Annotated in this window: 11 protein-coding genes; 9 read left to right on the top strand and 2 right to left on the bottom strand. The window is 53.8% G+C overall.

Annotation, left to right across the window (positions count from 1 at the left end):
• Positions 1 to 214 precede the first annotated feature (214 nt).
• The 3 genes from ACI1P1_RS24830 to ACI1P1_RS24820 all read left to right on the top strand — a co-directional run bounded on the left by ACI1P1_RS24830 (position 215) and on the right by ACI1P1_RS24820 (position 10,003).
• On the top strand, positions 215 to 1,954 hold the full coding sequence (locus ACI1P1_RS24830) for a sensor histidine kinase (protein ID WP_416219168.1): 1,740 nt from the start codon (positions 215 to 217) through the stop codon (positions 1,952 to 1,954).
• A 13-nt stretch (positions 1,955 to 1,967) separates the two neighbouring features.
• Positions 1,968 to 3,578, top strand: coding sequence for a response regulator transcription factor (locus tag ACI1P1_RS24825; protein WP_416219167.1), 1,611 nt, complete (start codon positions 1,968 to 1,970; stop codon positions 3,576 to 3,578).
• A gap of 146 nt (positions 3,579 to 3,724) precedes the next feature.
• The gene (locus tag ACI1P1_RS24820; RefSeq protein ID WP_416219166.1) at positions 3,725 to 10,003 is read left to right on the top strand and encodes a fibronectin type III domain-containing protein; all 6,279 of its coding nucleotides are present in this window, start codon (positions 3,725 to 3,727) and stop codon (positions 10,001 to 10,003) included.
• Between the two features lie 345 nt (positions 10,004 to 10,348).
• On the opposite strand, the gene ACI1P1_RS24815 is transcribed toward ACI1P1_RS24820, so the two are convergent.
• Complete coding sequence (locus tag ACI1P1_RS24815) at positions 10,349 to 11,896, bottom strand: glycoside hydrolase family 43 protein (RefSeq protein WP_416219165.1); 1,548 nt, start codon at positions 11,894 to 11,896, stop codon at positions 10,349 to 10,351.
• A 221-nt stretch (positions 11,897 to 12,117) separates the two neighbouring features.
• On the opposite strand from ACI1P1_RS24815, the gene ACI1P1_RS24810 reads away from it, so the two are divergent.
• A complete protein-coding gene (locus ACI1P1_RS24810; protein ID WP_416219164.1) occupies positions 12,118 to 13,653 on the top strand; it encodes a glycoside hydrolase family 43 protein in 1,536 nt (511 codons plus the stop codon).
• Here ACI1P1_RS24810 and ACI1P1_RS24805 read toward each other — a convergent pair.
• Complete coding sequence (locus ACI1P1_RS24805; RefSeq protein WP_416219163.1) at positions 13,639 to 14,445, bottom strand: AraC family transcriptional regulator; 807 nt, start codon at positions 14,443 to 14,445, stop codon at positions 13,639 to 13,641. The genes ACI1P1_RS24810 and ACI1P1_RS24805 overlap by 15 nt on opposite strands.
• Positions 14,446 to 14,627: 182 nt before the next feature.
• Between ACI1P1_RS24805 and ACI1P1_RS24800 the strand changes: the two genes are divergently transcribed.
• From ACI1P1_RS24800 to ACI1P1_RS24780, 5 genes are all read left to right on the top strand, one after another.
• The gene (locus ACI1P1_RS24800; RefSeq protein ID WP_416219162.1) at positions 14,628 to 15,635 is read left to right on the top strand and encodes a glycoside hydrolase family 43 protein; all 1,008 of its coding nucleotides are present in this window, start codon (positions 14,628 to 14,630) and stop codon (positions 15,633 to 15,635) included.
• A gap of 11 nt (positions 15,636 to 15,646) precedes the next feature.
• Positions 15,647 to 18,100 (top strand): endo-1,4-beta-xylanase, encoded by a 2,454-nt coding sequence (locus ACI1P1_RS24795; RefSeq protein WP_416219161.1) that lies wholly within the window; start codon positions 15,647 to 15,649, stop codon positions 18,098 to 18,100.
• 179 nt (positions 18,101 to 18,279) lie between these two features.
• Entirely contained in the window at positions 18,280 to 19,848 is a 1,569-nt protein-coding gene (locus ACI1P1_RS24790) for a response regulator transcription factor (protein WP_416219160.1), read from the top strand.
• Between the two features lie 16 nt (positions 19,849 to 19,864).
• A complete protein-coding gene (locus tag ACI1P1_RS24785) occupies positions 19,865 to 21,583 on the top strand; it encodes a sensor histidine kinase (RefSeq protein ID WP_416219159.1) in 1,719 nt (572 codons plus the stop codon).
• A gap of 133 nt (positions 21,584 to 21,716) precedes the next feature.
• Positions 21,717 to 23,393, top strand: a complete 1,677-nt coding sequence (locus ACI1P1_RS24780) for an ABC transporter substrate-binding protein (protein ID WP_416219157.1) — start codon at positions 21,717 to 21,719, stop codon at positions 23,391 to 23,393.
• Positions 23,394 to 23,480: the final 87 nt, after the last annotated feature.

The raw sequence follows: 23,480 nt of genomic DNA, 5'->3' as shown, positions 1-23,480 counted from the left end.
GATAATCCTGGATAAGTTAACCACGTTAACCATAAACGGTAAAGCCACGAAGTCCCATTCGCAGCTTTACCGTTTCGTGCACCGTAGAGACTGCGACGAAATAAAGTACCGCTAATTTGCTGACAAAACTCCCAAAACCGTGGAGATTTTATCAGCAAAAGCGGGTACTAATTTCCTCGCAGCTCTTGAATCATAATCTGGGGAGACTTGCCGGATGACGAATCCCTTCAAGAAATTCCGCATCGACAGCCTGTTTTTCCGCAGCTTTTCCATTCTGATGATTGTTGTGCTGGCCTGCATCATCTATGTCAGCTACAACATTTCATCCAAAACCCTGGTCGCCACCACCTCCCACTATCAGCAGCAGCTGTTGGATGAGCTGAACAACGAGATTACCACCCGGCTTGTGATGATTGAGCAGCTCTCCCTGTCCACCTCACGCGATAACGAAATGATAGCGCTTCTCCGCAACAATCAGGACGAATTTGACCGTTACCGCAAAATTGTCAATGTCCAGAATACCCTTGCCAATCTGACCTATTCCATTCCAATTATCCAAGGCATCGATTTGTATATGGAGCGTCCGCTAAAGAACGAAGCCAACAGCTACATCCAATTCCAGGATATCCGAGAGCTGGACAAGGAGGGCTGGACCAGATATCTGGACAAAAGTGATTCTGCGTGGACGGCGGAGCATGAAATTCCCAGCTTCCAGGGCAATGTGCCGGTGCTGAGCTTCGGACGGAAAATCCTGTTTAATGATACTGCGCTTGTGGGCGTGGTGGTCATTCATGTGAAGGCCAATGAAATTCGTACCCTGCTTACCGGGCACACCAGCGGCTCCAACCGGATTATGACGGACATGAACGGCCAGGAGTTCCTCAAGGTTGGCAAAACTCTGGAGCAGATGGAGCTTAGCCAATGGGTCAATATGAAAACGGAGCAATCCGGTTATGTTCATATAAAAGGCAATTCCCGGATGAAGGATTCCCTCTTGGTGTATTCCAAGCTGGCCAACTCCAACTGGGCTTTGGTGGAGATGACCTCCTGGAGCCAGATCACCTCCGGCAGCGTCCGGCTGGCTGAGGCTATCAGCATCATCGGTGTTGCAGCGGTGCTGTTGGTATTGGCGCTGACCCTTTATCTGAGCAGACAATTTACCAAACCCATCAAAACCCTGGTGCAAGCCATGACTTCCTATTCCCTTGGGGGCAAAAAAGTGAATCTGCCCTCCGATTACCAGAATGAGTTCGGCTATTTGTTTGCAGGCTACCGGAAGCAGAATGAGCGGATTGAGGAGCTGTATGTATCCCTGCAGCGCCGGTATGAGCAGCAGCGGAAGGCGGAGATCAAGGCCCTCCAGGCGAACATCAACCCCCACTTCCTGTATAACATGCTGGACCAGCTGAACTGGATGGCTATTGAAGCAGGGCAAAACGAGCTGAGCCGGATTCTGGAGCTGATGGGACAGATGTTCCGCATCGGGCTGTCCAACGGGGACAGCTTCATCACCGTGGAGAAGGAGCTGGAGCATATTACCTGCTATCTGGAGATTCAGCAGCTCCGTTGGGGGGAAGGGCTGGATTATTCCATAGAAGCTCCGCCAGAGGTGCTGGAGCTGTATATCCCCAAGCTGACGCTGCAGCCCTTTGTGGAAAATTCCATTGTGCACGGCTTTAATGCCAGGCTGACGGGAAATGTGCAAATCCGGATCAGCCGCCAGGAAGAGGCGCTTCAGATTCTCCTTTTGGATGACGGCATCGGGCTGAAGCAGGGGGCAGAGAACCCGATGAAACGCCATACTGGCGGTTATGGACTGCGCAATGTCAAGGAACGGATTGCCGGATATTTCGGGGACGGCTACAGTGTGGCTTTGACAGAGCGCGAAGAAGGGGGAACCCGGGCGGAGATTCTGCTCCCCTTGCTGGCGGAGCCCCCGGTCAAGGAAATGTGAGGAGGGAAGGACAGTGTGGAAAATTGCGATTATCGATGACGAGCGCCAGGTGCTGCAGGGGATGAAACGGGCCATTCCCTGGGAAGAGCTGGATGCGGAATGGTCGGGCGAAGCCATGAACGGGGCAGATGGGCTGAACATCATCCGTTCGGCCCAGCCGGACATTGTCATTACCGATATTTATATGCCCTTGATTAACGGTCTGGATATGATCGAGCAATTGCGCAAGGAAGGCTTCAGCGGCAAGTTCATTATACTGAGCGGCTATTCCGACTTCGAATATGCCCGCCAGGCCTTGCGCTTTAACGTCAGCGATTATGTATCCAAACCCATCAGCATTCCGACACTGAAGACCATCCTCGCCAAGGTTATCCAGGAGCTGACGGCGGAGGAGGAGAAACGGATGAAGCAGGGGGAGCTGGAGCAGAAGCTGATGCTCTACGAACCTTTCATCGAGAAGGAATGGGTTCGCTCCGCGGCGGTGGGGACCTTGGACAGCTCCTACGGCACACATCTGCCCAAACCTTACCGCTACTGGGAAAGCTGCCACCATGCGGTGATGGGCATCGAGCTGGTCCGGGAGGGCAGGGCCTGCCAATGCTCCTTGTCCGACTGGAATCTGTTCCGGTTTGCCGTCAGCAATATTGTCTGCGAATGGGCGCGGAGAACCTTCCCGTTTGTGGAATATGCCGAGCTCCACAGCACCAGGGCCGTGCTTATTATCCATCCACAGGCAGGCCAGACCGAACAGGCCCAAAAAGCCATGGAGGAGCTGGGAGCCCGCTTCATCGACAGCATCCAGAGCTATTTGAAGCTGGCCTGCCGGGTGGGAATCGGCAGCATTAAAAACGTCTGGACCCGTATCCCGGATTCCACGGAAGAGGCCTTTCGGGCGATGGATACCCGGCATACCCGGGTGCCCGGCAGCAGCGAATTGTTTGTGTACAAGGGAATTGGGGAGAGCGGGGATAATCCGGCTGTTCTGCTGCCGGTAAAGGTTTCCTATGAGCTGGCTAACGCTATCAAGTCCGCCCAGGAGGGGGATGCTCAGCAGCTGGTGGCCGAGTTGACAAGCGGGCTGCGGAATCAGGCGGGAATAACGCCGGATTACGTCCGGATGCTGGGCAGCGAGCTGTGGGGGATTATTGCGTATTGTTTGTATGAGGTGGGGCAGGTGCTGGAGGAGCTGTTTAACAACGAGCTCATCGCCAGAGAAATTAAGGAGCTGACCCAGCCGGAGCAGCTGCAGCTGTGGCTTCAGGAGAAGATATCCGTCATCTGCGGCAGCAGGCAGTGGAAGGGCAGCAGCAAACACCGCAAGGTAGTGGATTTTATGACCCAATATATCCATGAGCATTATGCGGAGGATCTGACGCTGGCTGATCTGTCGGACAAGGTTTTTATTTCACGGAATCATCTTTCCATTATTTTCAAGAACATTACCGGAGAGACCTTCAATACCTATCTGACCCGCGTCCGGATTGAAAAAGCCCGGGAGCTGCTGACTGTAGGGAATCTTCTGGTGTATGAGGTGGCTGAGCAGGTAGGCTACAAGAATGTGCCGTATTTCAGCACTCTCTTCAAGAAGCTCACCGGAATGAATCCCACCGATTTAATCAAATAAGGAAATCTTCGTGCTATTTTATAATGATTCGTGCATTCCTCCTATTTAAAGTTGAATAGGGGGTTGTTACGATGATATCAGCTTGGACGCAGTGCTTCTGAAGGGTTTGTAAGCGCATTCAGAAAACAAAGGAGGAATTGCAAAACATGAATAATTTCATCCGGCGAAAGACACTGGCTTCTGTGACAGTGATGGCGCTGGCGGCATCCATCGCCGCTCCGGCTCCGTTCGCCACCCGGGTTCAGGCGGCGGCTGCCGCCCCGGTAACCGCCAGCTGGTACGATACGCATCAGACGATGGACGGGGTAGGCGCTGCGTATGCCTATACAGATTCCGTTCATATGATGCAGCTGGCGACTGCCGGACACCAGGATACCGTCCGTAAGCTGCTCAATTTGACTTTCGATGAGAAAAACGGCACAGGGCATGATATTGTACGGGTCATCATCGGCGACAACGGAGGTCTCACTGCCAACGGAACCGCCTCCAGTCCCGGCTTCAACCCGGTGACCGGTCTATTGGCCGACGTAACTAAACCGGGCTTCGACATAGGCGGTAATGCTATCCCCATGAGAGGCACTGCAGGGCAATACGGCTATAAAATGGAAGCGGAAAACCGGTATTACGACGGCAATACGGACAGCATCTGGCCGGTGGAGCCGGAGCATCCCAAGGGAACGCTGGTGCCGCTTACGGATTTCGTCTGGAATTATCCATCCTGGAATATACCCATCGGCAATGATAGTGGCGGTCCGACCAATTTGCTCAGCGCACCGGGAGAGGCTCCAGTGGTGATCAAGAATACCTCCCGCACCCGGAAGGAGCTGTTCGACTTCGACCAGGTATGGACCATGCTGCAGGCCCAGCAATATGGGGTGAAGCAATTTTATGCCTGCGTATGGACCGTGCCCTACTGGATGAGCAATTCCTCCACCAATGCGCCAAGCAAAATCATCCGCAGCGACATGGCCAATATTGACGGCAAGGATGTGAAAATTTATTACCAGGCCTTCGCGGATTATCTGGTTCATTACATCAAGGGCATGTGGGAGCAATGGGGCATTCCTATCACCCACATCAATCCCTTCAACGAGGTGGATCTGGCCGGGGGAACCGCTGATTATGTCAAGGAAATCATTGACGATTACGTAGGCCCCTCCCTGAAGAAGGCTGTGGAGCCCGGCGGCGCCTTATATGAAATCAAGGACCCCAAGGGCAAGGCTATCGACTTCACACCTCAACTGGCGGCTGTGGATGGCACGAATCTGGCGGCGTCCATCAGCAGAGGCGGGAAGGTCTTCTCCGAAACAGATGAAGCAACGGCAACGCCGAAAAATCCGTTTCTGGATGTGTTCACCACCCACTTGTATGGAACGGTTGGTATCGGTACTGATGAAAACAAGCTGTATCATACTGGGGATTTTGCCCAGCGGCCTCTGGATTACACCACCGACAGTGCCAAGTACCCCGAATATTTGACCCGTTACAAGCTGTGGCAGGCCGAATTTATGAACCAGGATACCGGGGACGGCTCCGCCGGGGCGTACACCCAGCGGTACGGCAACCAAAATATCAACGATGCTGTGCGCTGGTCGAACTTGATGACCAATATGTTCACCAGCAATCCCGGCTTTAACGGCTTCGTCTGGTGGAGCATGTGGGACAGCAACGGGGCGGACGGTTCCGATCTGATTCGTTTCGTCACCAACAACTCCCAGCAGGAGCCGGGGCGGACCAGCACCCTTACCGGGGAATACCGGATCTTTAAGCGGTTTTACGGCTACGGGCATTTCTCCCGGTTTATGAACCCCGGCGACAAACGAATGGATGTGACCCGCAGCCCGGTGGAGGACATCAACATTGTCGGGTTCAAGAATGACAAGAGCAAGGATTATTCCATTACCATCACCAATGCCAAAAATGACGACAGCGTCCAACCCTTGGCGTTTACCCTGCAGGATTTCCCCGCCGGAACCAACAGCGTGACGGTGTTCCGCACAACCGGCAGCGAAAATCAGAAGAAGCTGGGGACCATTCCCGTCAGTGGAGGCAAGTTCACCATCGATATCCCCTCCGCCAGTATTGTAACTGTGGTTCCCTCCAACGGCACCTATGCCAGCTTCAACGGCCTGGACGGGGAACGGGATATTTTCTCCTCCTTGGAAGCCGAGAGCAATGATAACGGGATAACCGGGGATACAACAGGGAACGCCGGACGGAGCAATGAAGCCGTTACACTTGCCAACAGCGGCTATCTGGCGTACAAAAATTTGAACTTTGCAGACGGCTCCGCCAATGGCGGTGTTGTGCGTCGGCATCTCCTGTATCTGACCGCACAGGCCAAATCCGCTGAAGGCGGCAGTCTTGAGGCTTATGTGCTTCCGCCGGGAACAGCTGTGGCCGGGGCAAGCGACATTATGGCCAAGGGCCGCAAGGTAGCGGATATCAACGTACCTGCGGGAAGCCAGTTCGGCAAGTATCAGGACATGGTGGAAACCGGGGACCTCAGTGCTTACGGGCTGAAGGATCTGTATATTGTGTCCGCATCCGCAGGATCTGTTGTAATCGACCGTTTCTTATTTGGGGCCAATGATTCCGACTGGAGTACAGCGGCCAACAATTCTACGGTTGCCATACCGGGCAATCTTCTCCTGAACGGGGATTTTGACACGGCTACAGCGGCTTCGGCAGATAATTGGACTACGGGCCGATATGACAACGGTGTCTTCACCCGCACCGTAACCGGGCCAGTTCTGAGCGCAGATACCATTCAAAGCTATTCCGGGCTCTCCCGGTACCTGAAGAACGGCTCCACCTCCAAGGTAGCCGGCTCGGCCAAAATCGCCAACCGCACGGAAGCACCGGGCCAGTATGACGGTATGTGGCAGGATGTCACCGGCAAGCTGGAGAAGGGGGAAAGCTACGACTTCAAGGGTTATTTCCTGTCCATGAAGAGCCGCCCGGAAAGCTTCGATGTGGCTGCGGAGCAGCCGGGAGATGTGGAAATTGCGCTGGTGTATTACGACAGCCAGGGCAATCAATTGGGCATGAAGCCCATCAGCGGCCGTGATATGCCGGAGCCATATCCGGTCCGTGAAGCGGGAGATGCCGGGTACTGGAGCAACGGTGCTTTTATCGGGCGCGTTCTGGAGGGTGGCCCTATGAGCTTAAGCAACTTCCAGCCCTTGATGGTGAAGGTGGCGGATTGGCATGAAAGTGACGGCACTTCCTTCGTATATGAAGAGCCGGAGGGGACAGCGAAGGTTGCATTGGCGGTTTTCGCCAAGGATGCCAATATCCTGTACGCCGACCAGCTTTCACTGGTGCCACAGTTCATTCCTACTTATACGGTAATGGTTAATGGAGCGCCACCGGCCAATTTTGATCCCAATAAATATGATTATTCCTATCCGGTGACAGGCGAGACCATTCCGGTAGTAACCGCCTCTTCCACTGATCCTAACACCAGGGTGAGCATTTCCCAGGCGGACAGCACCAGCGGCACGGCCATTGTCCGTTTTGTGAAAGGCCAACAGGTCAAAACCTATACGATTGCCTTTTCCACCACCCAGGTGATCAGCTTTGCCGGCGGCTTGCCGGTTGGCTGGACCATTGCCAATCCGGTTCAACCTGAGCAGGCTCTGGCGTTTAATTCCTCCGGCAGTGTTACACTGGCTGGAGTTAAGGGAGATGCCGCTTACCCCGACAGCAGCAATATGCTGCAATTCCCTGGCTCAGCCGAGGGTAACTGGACCTTAACGGCGAAGATCAGCGTGAATAAGGCCTTGAGCGATTCCTCTTTTACAGACGGTACTCAAGTAGGGTTGGGGATCAGCAATATCTCCACCGGGGAGTTCTTCCGGCTGAACGGCATCCGGGTAGGCACCAGCGTCAAGGTGAACAGCTCCGGCAAAACAGGCAGTGAAACCAAAAGCAATACTACCAGCCAGACCAGCCTCAACGGAACGGATTATTATCTGCGCGTAGTCAAAACCGGAAATGATGTGCAGGGGTATTTCTCCACAAACGGAGGCGCCAGCTACACCATTATGAGCGGAAGCCCGGGAGCCACTGTGCCTACCACGTACACGCCGGCTTTCTTCACCAATGCCAAGCTGCAGCTGTACGGAACCAACGTCAGCTCCACGGCAGATCTGCAGATTACGTTCTCTAATGTGACCTTATCCAAATCCTCGGGAAACACAACAACCAGTCCCGACCAGGTGGTTGTGGAGCAAGCGGCGGCCCTGATCGGAAGCTCCATTATTGTGCCCAACGCGCTAAATCAGGATCCGGCGTTAAAGGCGAAGGCTCAGCAATGGCTGGATCTGCACAGTGAGTTGAAGGCACTTGGGGTGCAGGGGCTGATCTCCGGAAGCAGCAACCCGTATTCAGTTGTCTTCACCAAAGGAAAGGCGGTTCTCAACGTCCCCACGATTACCCTGCTCGGAGGAGAAGGAGATGACAAAAAAAGTCCGGTATGGCCGGAAGGCAGTTCAGTCAAGGCCGTGGAGGTAACCAGCGGAGGTGCGCTGTTATCCTGGACATCGGCTGAGGATGAAAGCGGCATAGCCGGATACCGGATCTACAACGGAGTGGATGCGGAGCCGGTTACGGTGGCGGGAGATGTGTACGGCTGGCGGGTAATTGGATTGAAGCCGGCTACAGCCTATACCTTCAAGATTGAAGCGGGGGATCAGGCTGGCAATTGGAGTGTTAACGGCCCTGCCGTTTCCGTTGTTACTCCTTCTGCCGCAGATGTGGCCCCGCCGGTATGGCCGGAGGGCAGCAGGCTGGACGTGACAGGGGTTACCAGCACGGAGGCACTTCTTAGCTGGACGGAGGCAGAGGATGAAAGCGGCATAGCCGGATACCGGATCTATAACGGCGTGATTCACTTGCCGCTGACGGTTGTCGCTGGTGATCCGCTTCTCACGGTGTCGCAAACGGTTTACTCGCCGTCTGTGACAGGGTCCGTGTATGGCGGCGGGGCGGTCACCAGGTCGGTGTACAGCTACCGGGTGACGGGGCTTGCCCCGGAGACAGAATATCTATTCACGGTTCAAGCGGGGGATATTGCCGGGAACTGGACGGAAAACGGTCCCTCCGCTAGGGCAACTACGCTGCCTGCTCCGGATATATCGGCTCCTGTGTGGGCAGGAGGCAGCACACTGACGGTGTCGGAGATTACGCAAACGGGGCTGGTGCTGAGCTGGTCCGGGGCCAGTGATAACAAGGGGATAACAGGCTACAAGGTGTACCGGAACGGTAGCGTGCTTGCTGAGCTGGAGGGTGCGGCTACCAGTTACACCGTCAACGGATTAACGGCGGGTACAGAGTATACCTTCTCGATCCAGGCTGGAGACGCGGCCGGTAACTGGAGCACTACTGGGCCGTCGGTTACGGCGACTACGCTGCTTGCTCCGGATACCTCAGCTCCTGTGTGGACCGGGGGCAGCACACTGACGGCATCGGGGATTACGCAAACGAGTCTGGTGCTGAGCTGGTCCGGGGCCAGTGACAACAAGGGAGTAACAGGTTATAAGCTGTACCGGAATGGCAGCGTGCTTGCTGAGCCGGAGGGTACGGCCAGCAGTTACACCGTCACCGGTTTAACGGCAGGTACGGAGTATACCTTCTTGATCCAGGCCGGAGACGCAGCCGGCAACTGGAGCACCAGTGGGCCGTCAGTGATGGCGACTACCCTAAGCTACAGTGAGGAGCCCGGGTCTGATCCTGACCCTGAGCCGGAGGCACCTCCGGTCACGCCGGGAACCCCCGGAACGCCGGTAACGCCGCCCGTCACACCTCCGGTTACACCACCAGCTGGACCGGAAGCACCATCAGTACCGCAGCAGCCTGCTCCGGCACCGGGCAGCAGCGTGTTTGAGGATGTGGACAGCGGATTTACATGGGCAGATGAGGCCATCGGAGAGCTGTATGCCAAGGGCATTATCCAAGGCACCACGGACACTACCTTCAGTCCGGAGCGCAATGTGACCCGTGCTGATTTTGTGGTGCTGATGGTCAGGGCCTTGGGCCTGAAGGCCGGATATGAAGGAAGCTTCATCGATGTGCAGCCGGATGATTATTATTACGAGGCACTGGCTATCGCCAAAAAGCTGGGCATTATCAACGGCTTGGAGGATGGGCGATTCAATCCGCGAGGGGACATTACCCGGCAGGATATGATGGTCATCGCCGCCAGAGCGCTGGAGGCTGTGAACAAGCTTGCGGCGGAAGGAAACAACGAAGATCTGAGCCGTTTTGCGGACGCACCGGATGTGGCCGATTATGCCGCAGCCAACGTGGCAGCATTGGTGAAGGAGGGCATTGTGCAGGGAGACGGCAGCAGCCTTCATCCTAACGGTACGGCAACCCGGGCGGAGGCCGCCGTCCTGATTTACCGGATTTACAAGAAATAACCAATCATACAACACTGCGATACACACCATGTTCATTCAGGGTAGGTGATCATGCAAAAGGAAGGAGCCTTTGAGCTCCTTCCTTTTGACATGATAGCATCTAACAGCGTGGATGAAAGATGAAAATGTATATATGACAATATATATAATATTAACCATATAATAATTGCTATGAAACATATGTCTATTCTGCTCCTGCGGGCTAAGAATGGTCGCAGAGCCCCAGTTTGGGTCATTGTACTCGGTTTTTCATATACGATTGGCAGCGGGAGTCCCCCTCTAAACCAAGCATACACAAAAAAGAAGGCCGTCCCCGCGGACAGCCTCCATACCAAACGTTCAATATTACACACCCGTATATTCGAACCAGTCGTAATCCGCCCAGTTATTACTGTCCTTGCCGTTGCTGCTGGCGTACATGCCGAGACATGCACCAACAAAACCTCCGGCAACGTCCGTACTCAGGATACGCCCGTCTACCTGGCTGGCCAAGAGCGTCTGCTCCTCCGGGGTGCTTCCATAATAGAAGGAATGGTCCTGCCCATGCGCCGTTACCGTCAGATAAAGGACATCCGACGAATAGGGCTGCCGGGCCAGAATCTCCTCCTGGCCGTCCTGGTTTTTGGCCAACTGGACATATTGTCTGCCATCCACTTGAATGGTTTCAAAGCGGAAGTGGTACTGGCTGCTCTGTAACAGTGCCATCCCGGCGGCCTCACCCTCTGCCCGAGGGGTAAATTCCATCCTGGTTCTCGCCGTAAAATCCATATGCTGCTGGCGTCTGCACACCAAGCTGGGATTGGCATTCTCCGAGAGGGTCTGCGGCCGCAGCTTCAGCCGCAGATAGCTCTTGCGGGCGTCCAGGCTGTAAAATGTGTCCCGGGGTGTCCGGGCGAACATCCACTGCATATCCAAGGCTCCGCCTTCAAACTGGTCGCACGCCGAAGGGGGCAACCAGCGGTGCTCCGGCAGGCTGGGAGCAGTTTCCGTTAACTCTACAATACTCTTGCCCGGCTTCACCACCGGCCAGCCGTCCTCCCAGACAAAGGGCACCAGAAAGGTTTCCCTGCCCAGGTTGCGGTAATATCCGCCGTAGGGACGGGAGGCCAACAGCACCATCCACCATTCCCCATCCTGAGTTTCCACAATATCCCCATGGCCTACATTCACGATGGGATAGTCCTGGCCCAGATGGCGGTGGGTAAGGAAGGGGTTGCGGGGATATCCCTTGTATGGCCCGGTCAGCTGTTGGCTGCGGGCAACCGACAAAGCATGGTCCGGTCCGGTGCCGCCTTCTGAGATCATCAGGTAATAATAGCCGTTGATTTTGTAGATATGGGGACCCTCCGGCCAAACGGCATCACGCAGTGCGCCTCTCCATAGGGAATACGTATCCCCTGTAAGCTGCATGGTGGATAAGTCCAGCTCCTGGAGCCAGATTTCCCAGTTGCCGAAATACGCCTCGCCTTCCCGGACAGGCCGGGTTCCCGTGTAATAGGCCCTGCCGTCCTCATCAAAAAAGAGAGACGGGTCAATGCCCTCCGCCTCCAGCCAATACGGCTCTGACCAGGGGCCGGCAGGATCAGTGGCGGTTACAACGAAATTGCCTTTTTTGCCGACAATGGTATTGATGACATAAAAAACGCCCTCATGATACCTTATCGTCGGGGCAAATACGCCCTTGGACGGGGATACACCATCCAGGTCCAGTTGGGACGGCCTGTCCAGCACATGGCCGAGCTGGCGCCAATGGACCAGGTCCTTGCTGTGGAAGATAGGGATGCCGGGAAAATATTCGAAGGTGGAGGTAACCAGGTAATAGTCATCCCCTGCTCTGCAGATGGACGGGTCCGGGTAAAAACCGGGCAAAATCGGATTCGTAAAGGTTTTCATGGGCGGCCTCTCTTTCCATGTGGAGAAAACGTTATCATTCCTATAATGGACCTTATTCTTCCATTCGTCCATAAAGAAAATCAAGAACATTTGGAGAAATTAAAGATTATTTTAGCGGTAAAAAGATCAGCCGCCACCTGGCTTAAGAGGCAATTGACGGCTCCGATTTCCCGTGCTACTATCGCGGTACCGATAACAGTTTCTGGAAAGGAAATGGGCATATGCAGAATCCCATCATTCTCGCGGATTACCCCGATCCGGATATTATCCGGGTGGAGGATACGTATTACATGGTCAGCACAACCATGCATTTTATGCCAGGCTGTGTCATCCTGCGTTCCTATGATCTGATTCATTGGGAAACGGCGGCGCATGTGTACCGGACGCTGGACGATACACCGGGGCAGAAGCTGGAGGAAGGGAGGCATATCTACGGCAAAGGCATGTGGGCCGCGTCTCTGCGGGTTCACCAGGGCACATTCTATGTATGCTTTGTCGCCAATGATACGGGCAAAACCTATCTGTACACAGCTGCTTCCGTTAATGGGCCGTGGAGCAAACGGACGATAGCGGGTTTTTACCATGACTGCTCCCTGCTGTTTGACGACGACGGGCGGACGTATCTGGTTTCGGGCAATATGGAGATCCGTCTGACGGAGCTGGCGGAGGATTTGTCCGGTCCCAAGCCCGGCGGCCTCAACCGTGTGCTTGTGCAGGACCGCAAGGAGGAGGTCTACCTGGGTTATGAGGGGGCCCATCTGTACAAGATCAACGGCAGGTACGTGCTGTTCCTGATCCATATGCCCAAAGCAGCGGGACGCCGGACACAGGCTTGTTATATCGCCGACTCACTGGAGGGGGAATTTGCCGGAGGGGATATTTTCAATGATGATATGGGCTTCTTCAATTCCGGTGTAGCCCAAGGAGGGATTGTGGATACGCCCCAGGGGGACTGGTATGCCATGCTGTTCCAGGACTACGGAGCACTTGGCCGGATCCCCGTTCTGGTGCCTTTCCGGTGGGAGAAGGGTTGGCCCGTATTTCCGCAACAGGCGCCGCTCTACATTGAAGTGCCTGACCCAAGGCCCGGTTACGTCTGCCAGCCGCTGTATGGCGGCGACGATTTCCAGTATATTGCTGATGGGGAGGGCAGGGTGCACCTGAAGGAATATTGGGAGTGGAACCACAATCCGGCTGACGGCTTATGGTCGGTTACCGAACAACCCGGCGTATACCGGATACGCACGGACAGGCTGTCTCCCAATCTGGTGTACGCGGTAAATACCTTGACCCAAAGAACCGTAGGACCGCAATGCGAAGCCGAGGTTACTCTGGATGGAAGCGCACTTAAGGATGGGGACTTCGCGGGTCTCTGTTTGTTAATCAGTTCGTATGGATTTATTGCCCTTACCCGGCAGGAGGGGCAGCTTTATCTTGTGATGCGGGCACGGCCAACGGAGGATAAATCCATCTTCGGGAATCTGGTGGACAACGATCCGGGAGTGGAATATGCCAGAGTGGCGGTTGAGGGCACCCCAGTAAGGCTAAAGGTCCGGTGTAATTTTGTGGAAAAGGCGGATACATGCGAATTTTATTATATGGAGGGGGCTGCTTGGCACAAGCTTGGGGTGTCCCACAGCATGGTGTTCAAGATGGACATGTTCGTCGGAGCCCGGGTAGGCCTGTTCCTGTTTTCTACCCGGGAAGCCGGGGGCAGAGCCGATTTTTCGGAGTTCGCATATTCACTTGTTGAATAAAGAAAGCCCGGTTTTGCGCAAAACTGCGGACGGGGGATAACCCTTAAGCAGCTTAAACATATTGCTGAAGTAGGAAATATCCCGGAAGCCGCAGCGCTCTGCCGTTTCCGATACCGTAAAGTCCCCGGAGGACAGCATCATTTCCGCATTGTTGATGCGGATGCGGTTCAGATATTCCTTACAGGTGGAGCCGGTGCATTCCTTGAACAGCTTCCCCAAATAGACGGGGTGCAGGTTCACCGTCTCCGCCAATTGGCTGATGGCGATGTCACTGGAATAATGCTCTTCGATATATGTGGTGATTTTCTTGATGCGGGGATCCATCACCGGGTTGGACAGCAGGTAATAATTGCTGAGCAGACGGTGGAGGATCAGCTCGAAGATAGCCCGGGCTTGAAGCGGATAAAAGGGTTGTTTGCCCATCCAGACATGCTTAAATTCCTGAATATAATCAAGGATTTCTGTGGTGATCAGCTTTTTGGTGACAACTCCAAAAGGAAGATGCACCTTGTTATGGGGCGTAGCCCATTGGAAGTTGAAGGGATAGGCATGCATGGGCGAATCCGCATAGGTATGGGCCTCGCGGGTGCTGTTTTCCGGAACATAAACCAAATCGCCGGCTTCGACTTCATATGTTTCACCGTTTATGCAGTAGCGGGCTTTGCCGCTGATTACAAAGGTTAAATCATGGAAATCGATCCAGTCCTTCCCTATTTTCCAGTCGCCGAAGCATTTGCGGTCCACGAATAAAAATATATTGGGAACCAAGTGGTGGTGATTCGCCAAATCCAAAGCAACACGCCTCCTCTTTCTTCTAGGGCCTGTCTGAGAAATTTCAGGATAATCTGCTCCCCACGGAGTTTTCAGACACACCCTAGTATAAATGAATCTTTAAAAATTCCAAAACATCTTTTTTTATTCTATGGATTTCAGGAGGCGTTTCACTACAATGAAAAAGAAAAGGAGAAATAGGAATGATTAAGCCTGCTTCGCAGCATGAACCGCTGGTAACCCATATATATACGGCAGACCCGTCTGCACATGTGTTTGAGGGGAAGCTGTATATCTATCCCTCTCATGATCTTGTACATGATATGGAAAGCAATGATAACGGCGACCAATACGTCATGGAGGATTATCATGTCCTCTCCCTGGATAGCTTCAGTTCCCCGTGTGTGGATCATGGCGAGGCTCTTCATATCCGTGATGTGCCCTGGGCGTCGACGCAGATGTGGGCACCGGATGCCGCTTATAAGAACGGGCGGTATTACTTGTATTTTCCGGCACGGGACCATAACGGCATCTTCCGCATCGGGGTTGCCTCCGGCACAAGCCCCGCCGGTCCGTTCCAAGCGGAGCCCGCTTATATTCCCGGCAGCTTCAGCATAGATCCGGCCGTGCTGGTAGATGATGACGGCAGGACCTATCTGTATTTTGGCGGCTTGTGGGGAGGCCAGCTGGAGAAATGGCAAACCGGCTCCTATCTCGCGGACGGGGAAGGGCCTGCCCCGGATGCTCCTGCCTTAGGCCCGCAATTCGCAGAGCTGTCGGATGACATGCTCTCCTTCCTAACACCCCCCAAGGAGCTTTCGATTGTGGATGAGGAGGGTAACCCGCTGCTGGCGGGAGATGAGGACAGGCGCTTCTTCGAGGGGGCGTGGGTGCATCGATACAACGGCCTTTATTATTTGTCGTATTCCACAGGCAACAAACACAAGCTGGTTTATGCTGTCAGTCCGTCACCGGAGGGGCCTTTTACCTTCAAGGGGTTGATCCTGCCGCCGGTTATCGGCTGGACTACCCATCATTCCATTGTCCAATTCGAAGGGAAATGGTACCTGTTTTATCACGACAGCTCCTTGTCGGGCGGTCTTAACCACCAGCGCTGCGTCAAGTATGCCGAGCTCCACTATAATGAGGACGGCACCATTCAACCCATCAACCCGTATCCCGTAGGGGATGACGGTCAACCTGCAGAATAATGGAGGCTTCCATGAAACCGGATATTCCCTCTTTGTTTAAAAGCTACAGCAGCGGCTTCAAAATCGGCGCCGCCGTCAGTCCGTCCGTCATCAGGTCGGAGAGTGAGCTGATAACCCGGCACTTCAATAGCATTACAGCCGAAAACCAGATGAAATTTGGCATGCTTCATCCGGAGGAAGACCATTATGACTTCACCGCAGCCGACGAAATTGCCGAATTTGCCGGCCGCAACGGTATTGGCCTGCGTGGCCATACCCTGGTTTGGCATAACCAGACCTCCGATTGGGTGTTTACGGACCCGGTTACCGGAGGGCCTGCATCGCAGGAGCTGCTGCTGGAGCGGTTGAAGAGCCATATAGATACGGTTGTTGGCCGTTACAAGGGTTTGGCCTATGCATGGGATGTGGTCAATGAGGCCATTGAGGATAAAACGGATAAAGTGATGCGTGAAACCAAGTGGCTGAACCTTCTGGGGGAGGATTATCTCGTCCAAGCCTTCCGGATGGCCCACGAAGCGGACCCGGAGGCGCTCCTCTTCTACAATGATTACAACGAGACCAATCCGGTGAAGCGTCAAAAAATCCACAAGCTGGTCCAATCCTTGCTGGAACAGGGCGTTCCTATTCACGGAATCGGCATGCAGGCCCATTGGAATATCTATAGCCCCAGTCTGGATGAAGTCAGGGAGGCCATAGAGCTGTACAGTTCTCTGGGGGTGCAGCTGCATATTACGGAGCTGGATATTTCCGTATTCCGGCACGACGATAAACGGACTGATCTGACCGCACCCACGGCGGACATGCTGGAGCTCCAGGCGAAACGCTACGAGGAGATTTTTCGGCTGTTCCGGGAATACAGCAGCATTACCTCGGTTACCTTCTGGGGGGTGTCGGACAGCTACACCTGGCTGGATCATTTCCCTGTGCGCGGACGCAAAAACTGGCCGTTTCTCTTCGATGTGAATGGGGAGCCCAAGGAATCCTTCCGTAGAGTGGCCGGACTGGCGTCTGCAAACGGCGGGTCCATTAAAGAGGCTATCGGGAAAATCCCTCCCCAGGGCAACCCGCTGGCAGCCCATAAATTTGGGGCGGACCCCTACGCATTGGTTTATGGGGACCGGGTTTACCTGTACATGACCAATGATGCTCTGGAGAGAGACGCGGAGGGCAAGATCAAGGAAAACTCCTATTCCACTATCAATACGATTACGGTTTTGTCCTCAGCGGATTTGGCCAACTGGACAGATCACGGCGACATTCCCGTGGCCGGTCCGCAAGGGGCCGCAGTCTGGGCCACTCAATCCTGGGCTCCTGCCGCTGTCCATAAGGTTATCGGAGGCAAGGACAAGTTCTTTCTTTATTTTGCCAACAATGCCTCCAACATCGGTGTGCTGACCGCCGACAGCCCCACCGGTCCGTGGAGCGATCCCATTGGTAAACCGTTGATTACCAGAGACACGCCCGGAGTGGCCGACGTCAAGTGGCTGTTTGATCCCGCCGTGCTGGTGGATGATGACGGACGCGGCTATATTTATTTTGGCGGAGGGGTGCCTGACGGGCTGCATGAATGGCCGGATACGGCCAGAGTGATGGAGCTGGGGCCGGATATTACCAGCGTCACCGGTATGGCCACTGCCATACCTGCTCCTTATATGTTCGAGGATGCCGGCATCCACAAGCATAACGGCACCTATTATTACACCTATTGCTCCAATTTCTACAGCGGTCAACGGGCAACAGGCAGTCCCCCTCCCGGAGAGATTGCCTACATGACCGCCAGTCATCCCATTGGCCCTTGGACATACAGGGGAACCCTGCTGAAGAATCCGGAGTTTTTCTTCGGGGTGGGCGGTAATAACCACCATGGGGTTTTCCAGTTCCGGGATCAATGGTATATCGCCTACCATGCCCAAACCCTGGCCAAGGCCATAGGGGACCCCAAGGGCTACCGGTCCACCCACTTAAACCGGTTGTTTCATAACGAAGATGGCTCCATCTGTGAGGTGGAGGCGGATTACCAGGGTGTGGAGCAGCTGGCAGCGCTGGACCCGTACCGTCCTGTGAAAGCAGCCGTGATCGGCTGGAGCGCCGGCCTTTGTCCCGCCAATCTGGTTCCTGCTTCTCGGGCATCAGGTCCTATGTCCTGCAAGGTTTTAGCCGGTATGGAAAACGGCTCCTGGATCGGTGTGTCCGGGGTTGATTTTGGTCCGGAGGGGGCGAGCAGGTTTGTGGCAGCCGTTGGCGATGCTGCACCCGGCAGCCTTCTGGAGCTTCGGCTGGACCAGCCAAACGGGCAGCTCATCGGCCGTCTCCACGCGGGAACGACAGCAGGCGGATCCGGCAAACTTGTGGAGCTGGAGACCTCCGTTGCCGCTGTCTCCGGTGTTCATTCCCTTTTTCTTGTTTTCGCCGGAAATCCGCAGCAAAGCTGGGGTACTCTGGGGTATTGGTACTTTAAGCCATAAGCATTATTTATAAAATAAAACCAAAGGCGCCGGGCCACAAGCTTCCCCGGCGCCTTTGATTTTACTCGGGAAAGCGCAAATTTTGCCGGAAGTCAATCCTTTTTGTTCCAGTTTAATTGTGATAAAGTAGGCCTTAATCCTTTATTTATGCAAATATTAGCTGAAAGGAGCTGAGGAAAATGTTCAAGGTGTTGATCGTGGATGATGAGGTATTTGTCCGCAAGGGGCTGCAGAAGCTGATCCCTTGGGAGGAGTTCCATTTTACCATCGCAGGTGAGGCTAAGCATGGCGGGGAAGCGCTGGACATGATGAAGCAGCTCTCTCCCGATTTGGTGATCACGGATATTATGATGCCGGTGCTGGACGGCTTGGGTTTAATCCGCAGTGTGAAGGAAGAGGGGGACGGGGCGGCCGGCCCTGAGTTTATCATTATCAGCGGGTACAATGAGTTCAAGTATGCCCAACAGGCGATCCGGTATGGCGTACAGGACTATATCCTCAAGCCCATCGATGTGAAGGAGATGGAGGAGACGCTGGTTAAGCTGGCGGGCACCATCCGTAAGAAACGGTTGATAGCGCTTACCAAGGAGCGTTTTTCGCGGGATGGAGTGCTGGAGCTGCTGCTCCAGGATAAGCTGCCTGCGGAGGAGGATGTCCGGTATGAGGAGCTGCTGGGACTGGAGCCCCATGAACCGGAGCTGCGCTTTCTGATTGTGGAGGTCCATACCGGCCCCTTCACAGCTCCTATATCCCTGAAGAGCTTCCGGGAGGTGTGGGCTGCCTTCGGCACAGGGGGAGAGGAGCTTCCTTTGGTAGAGCACTGTCCAGGGCGGTTCGGCACCCTGCTGGCGGGTAGTCAGCTCCGGACGATGGAACCCCCATGGCCCCAAGCGCTGGAATTGTTCCGCAGAGAGCTTGCCGGCAGACTCCAGCAGGAGGTTACCTTCTACGCCGGCGGCTCCAAGGAAAGGCTGACCGAGGTGCGCCAGTCCTATCTGGAGGCTAATGAAGCGGTGAAGCATAAGTATGCCGAAGGCTGCGGCAGGGTGATTGTGCACCAGCATGTCAAGGCTAAACCTCTGGATCAGACGGAGCTGGAGCCGGGGCTGTTCAACCGCCTGCTGGTGGAGCTGGAGGAGAATAACAAGGAAGCTTTTGCACAGACGGCCATGGAGCTGCAGCTATTTTTACAGAGAGGACGGTTTACCCCATCGGCTGCGGTTCATTCCATCTCCCGTTTTGTGGAGCGCGTACTGCTGGTTGTGAAGCAGATGGGGGGCAACGAGGAGGAATTGCGTCATCAGCTTGTCCGTTTGGAGGAGGAATATCCCGTCTGGACCCTGCCCCAGCTAACGGAATGTTTCCTCCGGATTACCGGGGAAGCCGCGCAATACATTGATATTCTCCGTAAGGACCGGAATAAGGGGGACATCGAAAGGATCAAAAAATATATCGATTCCCACTATGCCGATAATATGAATCTCAAAAACATCGCGGCTCTTTTCTACATGAATCCCGTTTATCTGGGCCAGCTATTCCGCAAGACCTATGGGGTTTACTTCAACGATTACCTTCTGGAGCGGCGGGTGGAGGAGGCCAAGAAGCTCCTGCGCCAGACGGATCTGCGGATGTATGAAATCGCGGAGCGGGTAGGCATCAAAAACGCCAATTACTTCGTTTCCCAGTTCGAAAAGCTGGTCAAGCTGAGCCCAATGGAATACCGGAATAAATTGGTCAAAAAAGAATAGACGGGCGGCGTTAACCATGAAACCCTTCAATATGAATAATGTGAAGCTGCGGGACAAGCTGTTGCTGATGTATATTTTGTCCGTATTCCTCCCCATTGTCATGACCAATGTGGTGTTCTATCAGGTGACCACCACCAATATCCGCAACCAGAAAATTCGCGATGCCAGCCTCGCCCTGGAGAATGTGAAAGCCTCGGTGAAGGCACTCGTGGACCAAGCCGCCGGATTATCGTATTCCTTCTACGCCGACCGGAGCTTCAATGAAACCCTGGCCCGCCGGTTCGGTACACCCTTCGATTTTGTGGAGGCATATGATTCCTTTCTCAAAGGCTCCTTCTCTGCGGATAAGAATGTCCTGAACACCATGTCCTACAAGGTATATACCGACAACCCCACCATCCTGTCCGGGTATATTGTGCCTTTGAACGAGGAAGTACAAAGCTCCGGCTGGTACAAGCAGTTTAAGTCCGTGTCCTTGCCTTATCCCAGCCTCATCTATGACGACCAGGCCTTCAGCGTAATCCAGCGCCTGGATTATTATTATACCAATGGTTTTAATCCGTTTCTTAAAATTGACCTGAACATGAAAACCTTCGGCCAGCTGTTCCACAATAACGGCTTTGACGGGAAAGTCTATCTGGTGGATCCCGGTGGCCAGGTGCAATTCAGCAGCGAAGGGGAGCCCCCCCATGCCAATCCCTTCTTCCAGGAGCTGGAGCTGCCGGAGAAATCGGAGCTGTTCGAAACCCGTTATACAGGAATAAATTATCTGGAGGGCTGGACACTGCACGGGGTGATGAACAAGGAGGTTGTGCTGAACGAGGTTTGGAAGTCCCGCTCCTTCGTATTTGTCCTGGCATTTATCAATTTTGTGGTGCCCTCCCTGATCCTCGCTGCCATGTCCAGATCCCTGCATGTCCGTCTGGTACGGCTGCTTAAGTACATGAAGAAGGTCAAGAACCAGAACTTCCAGACCATTCCCCATGAGGAGGCAAGGGACGAAATCGGCCAGCTGACCAATGAGTTCAACCGGATGACCGAGCGGATCGACAGTCTGATTACGGATGTGTATCTGGCGGATATCCAGAAGAAGGACCTGGAGCTGAAGCAGCAGCAGGCCCAGCTTCACGCGCTGCACAGCCAGATTAATCCTCACTTTTTGTTCAATGCCCTGGAATCCATCCGCATGAGAAGTGTGATTAAGGAAGAAGGCGAAACGGCAGAGATTATACATAAAATGTCAAAAATGCTCCGGAAATCAATCTCTTGGAGCAAGGACTGGATTTCGGTGGCGGAGGAAATAGAGGCCGTCAAATATTTTCTGGAAATCCAGAAATACCGGTTCGACGAGGAGCTGGATTACAGTATAGAGGTCCAGGAGGAAGCTATAGGGCTTAAGGTGCCTAATATGATTTTCCTGCCCTTTGTGGAGAATGCCAGCATCCATGGGATCGAATCCATTCCGGGCAAAGGGGTGATCCGGATCAGCATTGGGCTGGAGCAGGGCCGTCTGGTCTTCAGGCTCTCGGACAACGGCATCGGCATGTCCCCGGACAAGCTGGAGGAGATCCGCCGGTATTTGAACCGGGACGATGCAATCGGCGAGCGTGTGGGAATGAAAAACGCCTATTACCGTCTGAAGCTGATTTATCAGGACCGCTTCAGCTTCGATATCCAGAGCAAGGAGGGAGAGGGCACCTCCATTGAAATCGGGCTGCCTCTGACGGAGACGTAAGGGTAAAACCAATGTTTCCATATAGTTTTCATACTATAAACTAAAGTTTGTGATCTAATTATGTATCCGGTTTCTTGCTATAATGAAAGCGTCTACAGGACAGATTACAATTCGAGAGGGGAAGAGAAGAAATATGCGCGTCAAAAAAGTATTGGCATTGGGGCTGGCGGCGGTAATGTCGGCCGCAGCTCTCGCAGGCTGCGGGAGCGACAGCAAGGACAACGCCTCCTCGCCTTCTGCGTCGGCAGGAGCTGTTGAGGATACCTCCCCGGTAACCTTCAAGTATTATCATTTCGGACAAGGCCGTAAGGATGTGCTGGCCAGTGAAACCACCATCGGCAAGGAGCTGCAGAAGCAAACCGGTGTGGACGTAAAGATGGAGTTTCTGGTGGGTGACAGCGGAACCAAGGCGGGCGTGATGATTGCAAGCGGAGATTATCCCGACATCATCAGCGCCAGCGGAGAAATGGCCAAGCTTTTGGATGCGGGCGCCTATATTCCGTTAGATGAGCTGATCGAAAAATACGGTCCCAATATTAAGCGTGTTTATGGATCCTATTTCAATAAAATGAAAGCCAAGGACGGCAAAATTTATACGCTGCCCTTCACGGCAAACCAAGGATTTATTGCCGAGCCCGATCCCGGCACCGCCTTCTGGATTCAGCGCTCCGTGTTGAAGGAATTCGGTTATCCGAAGATCACCACCTTGGATGAATACTTCGATTTTATCAAGAAATATAAAGAGAAATATCCGAAGGTAGACGGCAAGGATACTATTGGTTTTATGGTGTCCGCCGGTGTGAACAACAACTTCTTTACACTGCAGAACCCTGCTGCCCATTTGGCCGGTTACCCCAATGACGGCGGCGTTATGGTGGATATGAAAACCAACGAAGCCAAGATCTACGCAGGTACCGAATACCAGAAGAAATGGATCAAGAAGCTCAGCGATATGAATGCCGTCGGTTTATTTGATCCCGAATCCTTCACCATGAACAAGGACCAATATCTGGCCAAAATCACCTCCGGCCGTGTGCTCGGCTTCTTCAATTACTCCTGGCAGGTTGGGGACGCCTTCAAGAATTTGAAGAAGGCCGGTATCGACGAAAAACGGTATGCGCCACTGCCCATCGTATTCGACAAGAGCATCAAGGACCAATACATTGATCCGCCCGGATTCGTATCCAACTACGGGGTCGGCATCAGTGTGAAGGCCAAGGACCCTGTGCGCATCATCAAATACTTTGACAATATGCTGAAGGAAGAAAATCAGATTCTCACCTCCTGGGGGATCAAGGACCAAACCTACAGCGTGGATGATAAAGGCCGTTTCTATTATAAGGACGACCAAGCCAAGTACCATGAAGACCCGGATCTGAGCCTGAAGTTTGGCTTCAATTATTACACCGAATGGCCGAAATACGGCAACAATTCTGTCCTGAAGGACGGCAATGCTTATGCGCCGGGCAACCAGGCTGAGGTGGCCTCCGCTCTGTATACCGACGGTGACAAGAAAATTCTCGAAGCTTACGGCGCCAAAACCTTCAGCGGCTATTACAACAAGCCCGATGAGCGGAAATGGTTCCCGGCCTGGTCCATCGCCATTCCCCAAGGTTCGCCGGAGCAGATCTTCACCACCAAATCCGATGACCTGCAGAAGAAATATCTGTCCAAGATGATTCTGGAGAGCACAGATAAATTCGACGCCACCTGGAATGAATATATCACCGAGCTGAACAAGCTGGATAAGAAAACCTATGAAGCTACTATGAACAAGGCCATTCAGGACCGTATTGCAGGCAAGTGGTAAAAGGCATAAACAACGGAGGGGAGTTAGCTCTCCCCTCTGTTGCACATCTTGTGGGGATGACGGAAAGGAGTTATGTGCAGTGGGAAA

The sequence above is a fragment of the Paenibacillus mesotrionivorans genome (genome assembly GCF_046098205.1).
GTDB lineage: Bacteria > Bacillota > Bacilli > Paenibacillales > NBRC-103111 > Paenibacillus_AR > Paenibacillus_AR mesotrionivorans.
Note: the sequence above shows the minus strand (reverse complement) of the source record. Positions and strands in the feature narration are given on the sequence as shown.

Bases quoted from the DNA above. Each gene is read 5' to 3' on its own strand.
- ACI1P1_RS24830 (WP_416219168.1), top strand. From the start codon at position 215: ATGACGAATCCCTTCAAGAAATTCCGCATCGACAGCCTGTTTTTCCGC.
- ACI1P1_RS24820 (WP_416219166.1), top strand. From the start codon at position 3,725: ATGAATAATTTCATCCGGCGAAAGACACTGGCTTCTGTGACAGTGATG.
- ACI1P1_RS24815 (WP_416219165.1), bottom strand. From the start codon at position 11,896: ATGAAAACCTTTACGAATCCGATTTTGCCCGGTTTTTACCCGGACCCG.
- ACI1P1_RS24810 (WP_416219164.1), top strand. From the start codon at position 12,118: ATGCAGAATCCCATCATTCTCGCGGATTACCCCGATCCGGATATTATC.
- ACI1P1_RS24800 (WP_416219162.1), top strand. From the start codon at position 14,628: ATGATTAAGCCTGCTTCGCAGCATGAACCGCTGGTAACCCATATATAT.
- ACI1P1_RS24795 (WP_416219161.1), top strand. From the start codon at position 15,647: ATGAAACCGGATATTCCCTCTTTGTTTAAAAGCTACAGCAGCGGCTTC.
- ACI1P1_RS24790 (WP_416219160.1), top strand. From the start codon at position 18,280: ATGTTCAAGGTGTTGATCGTGGATGATGAGGTATTTGTCCGCAAGGGG.
- ACI1P1_RS24785 (WP_416219159.1), top strand. From the start codon at position 19,865: ATGAAACCCTTCAATATGAATAATGTGAAGCTGCGGGACAAGCTGTTG.
- ACI1P1_RS24780 (WP_416219157.1), top strand. From the start codon at position 21,717: ATGCGCGTCAAAAAAGTATTGGCATTGGGGCTGGCGGCGGTAATGTCG.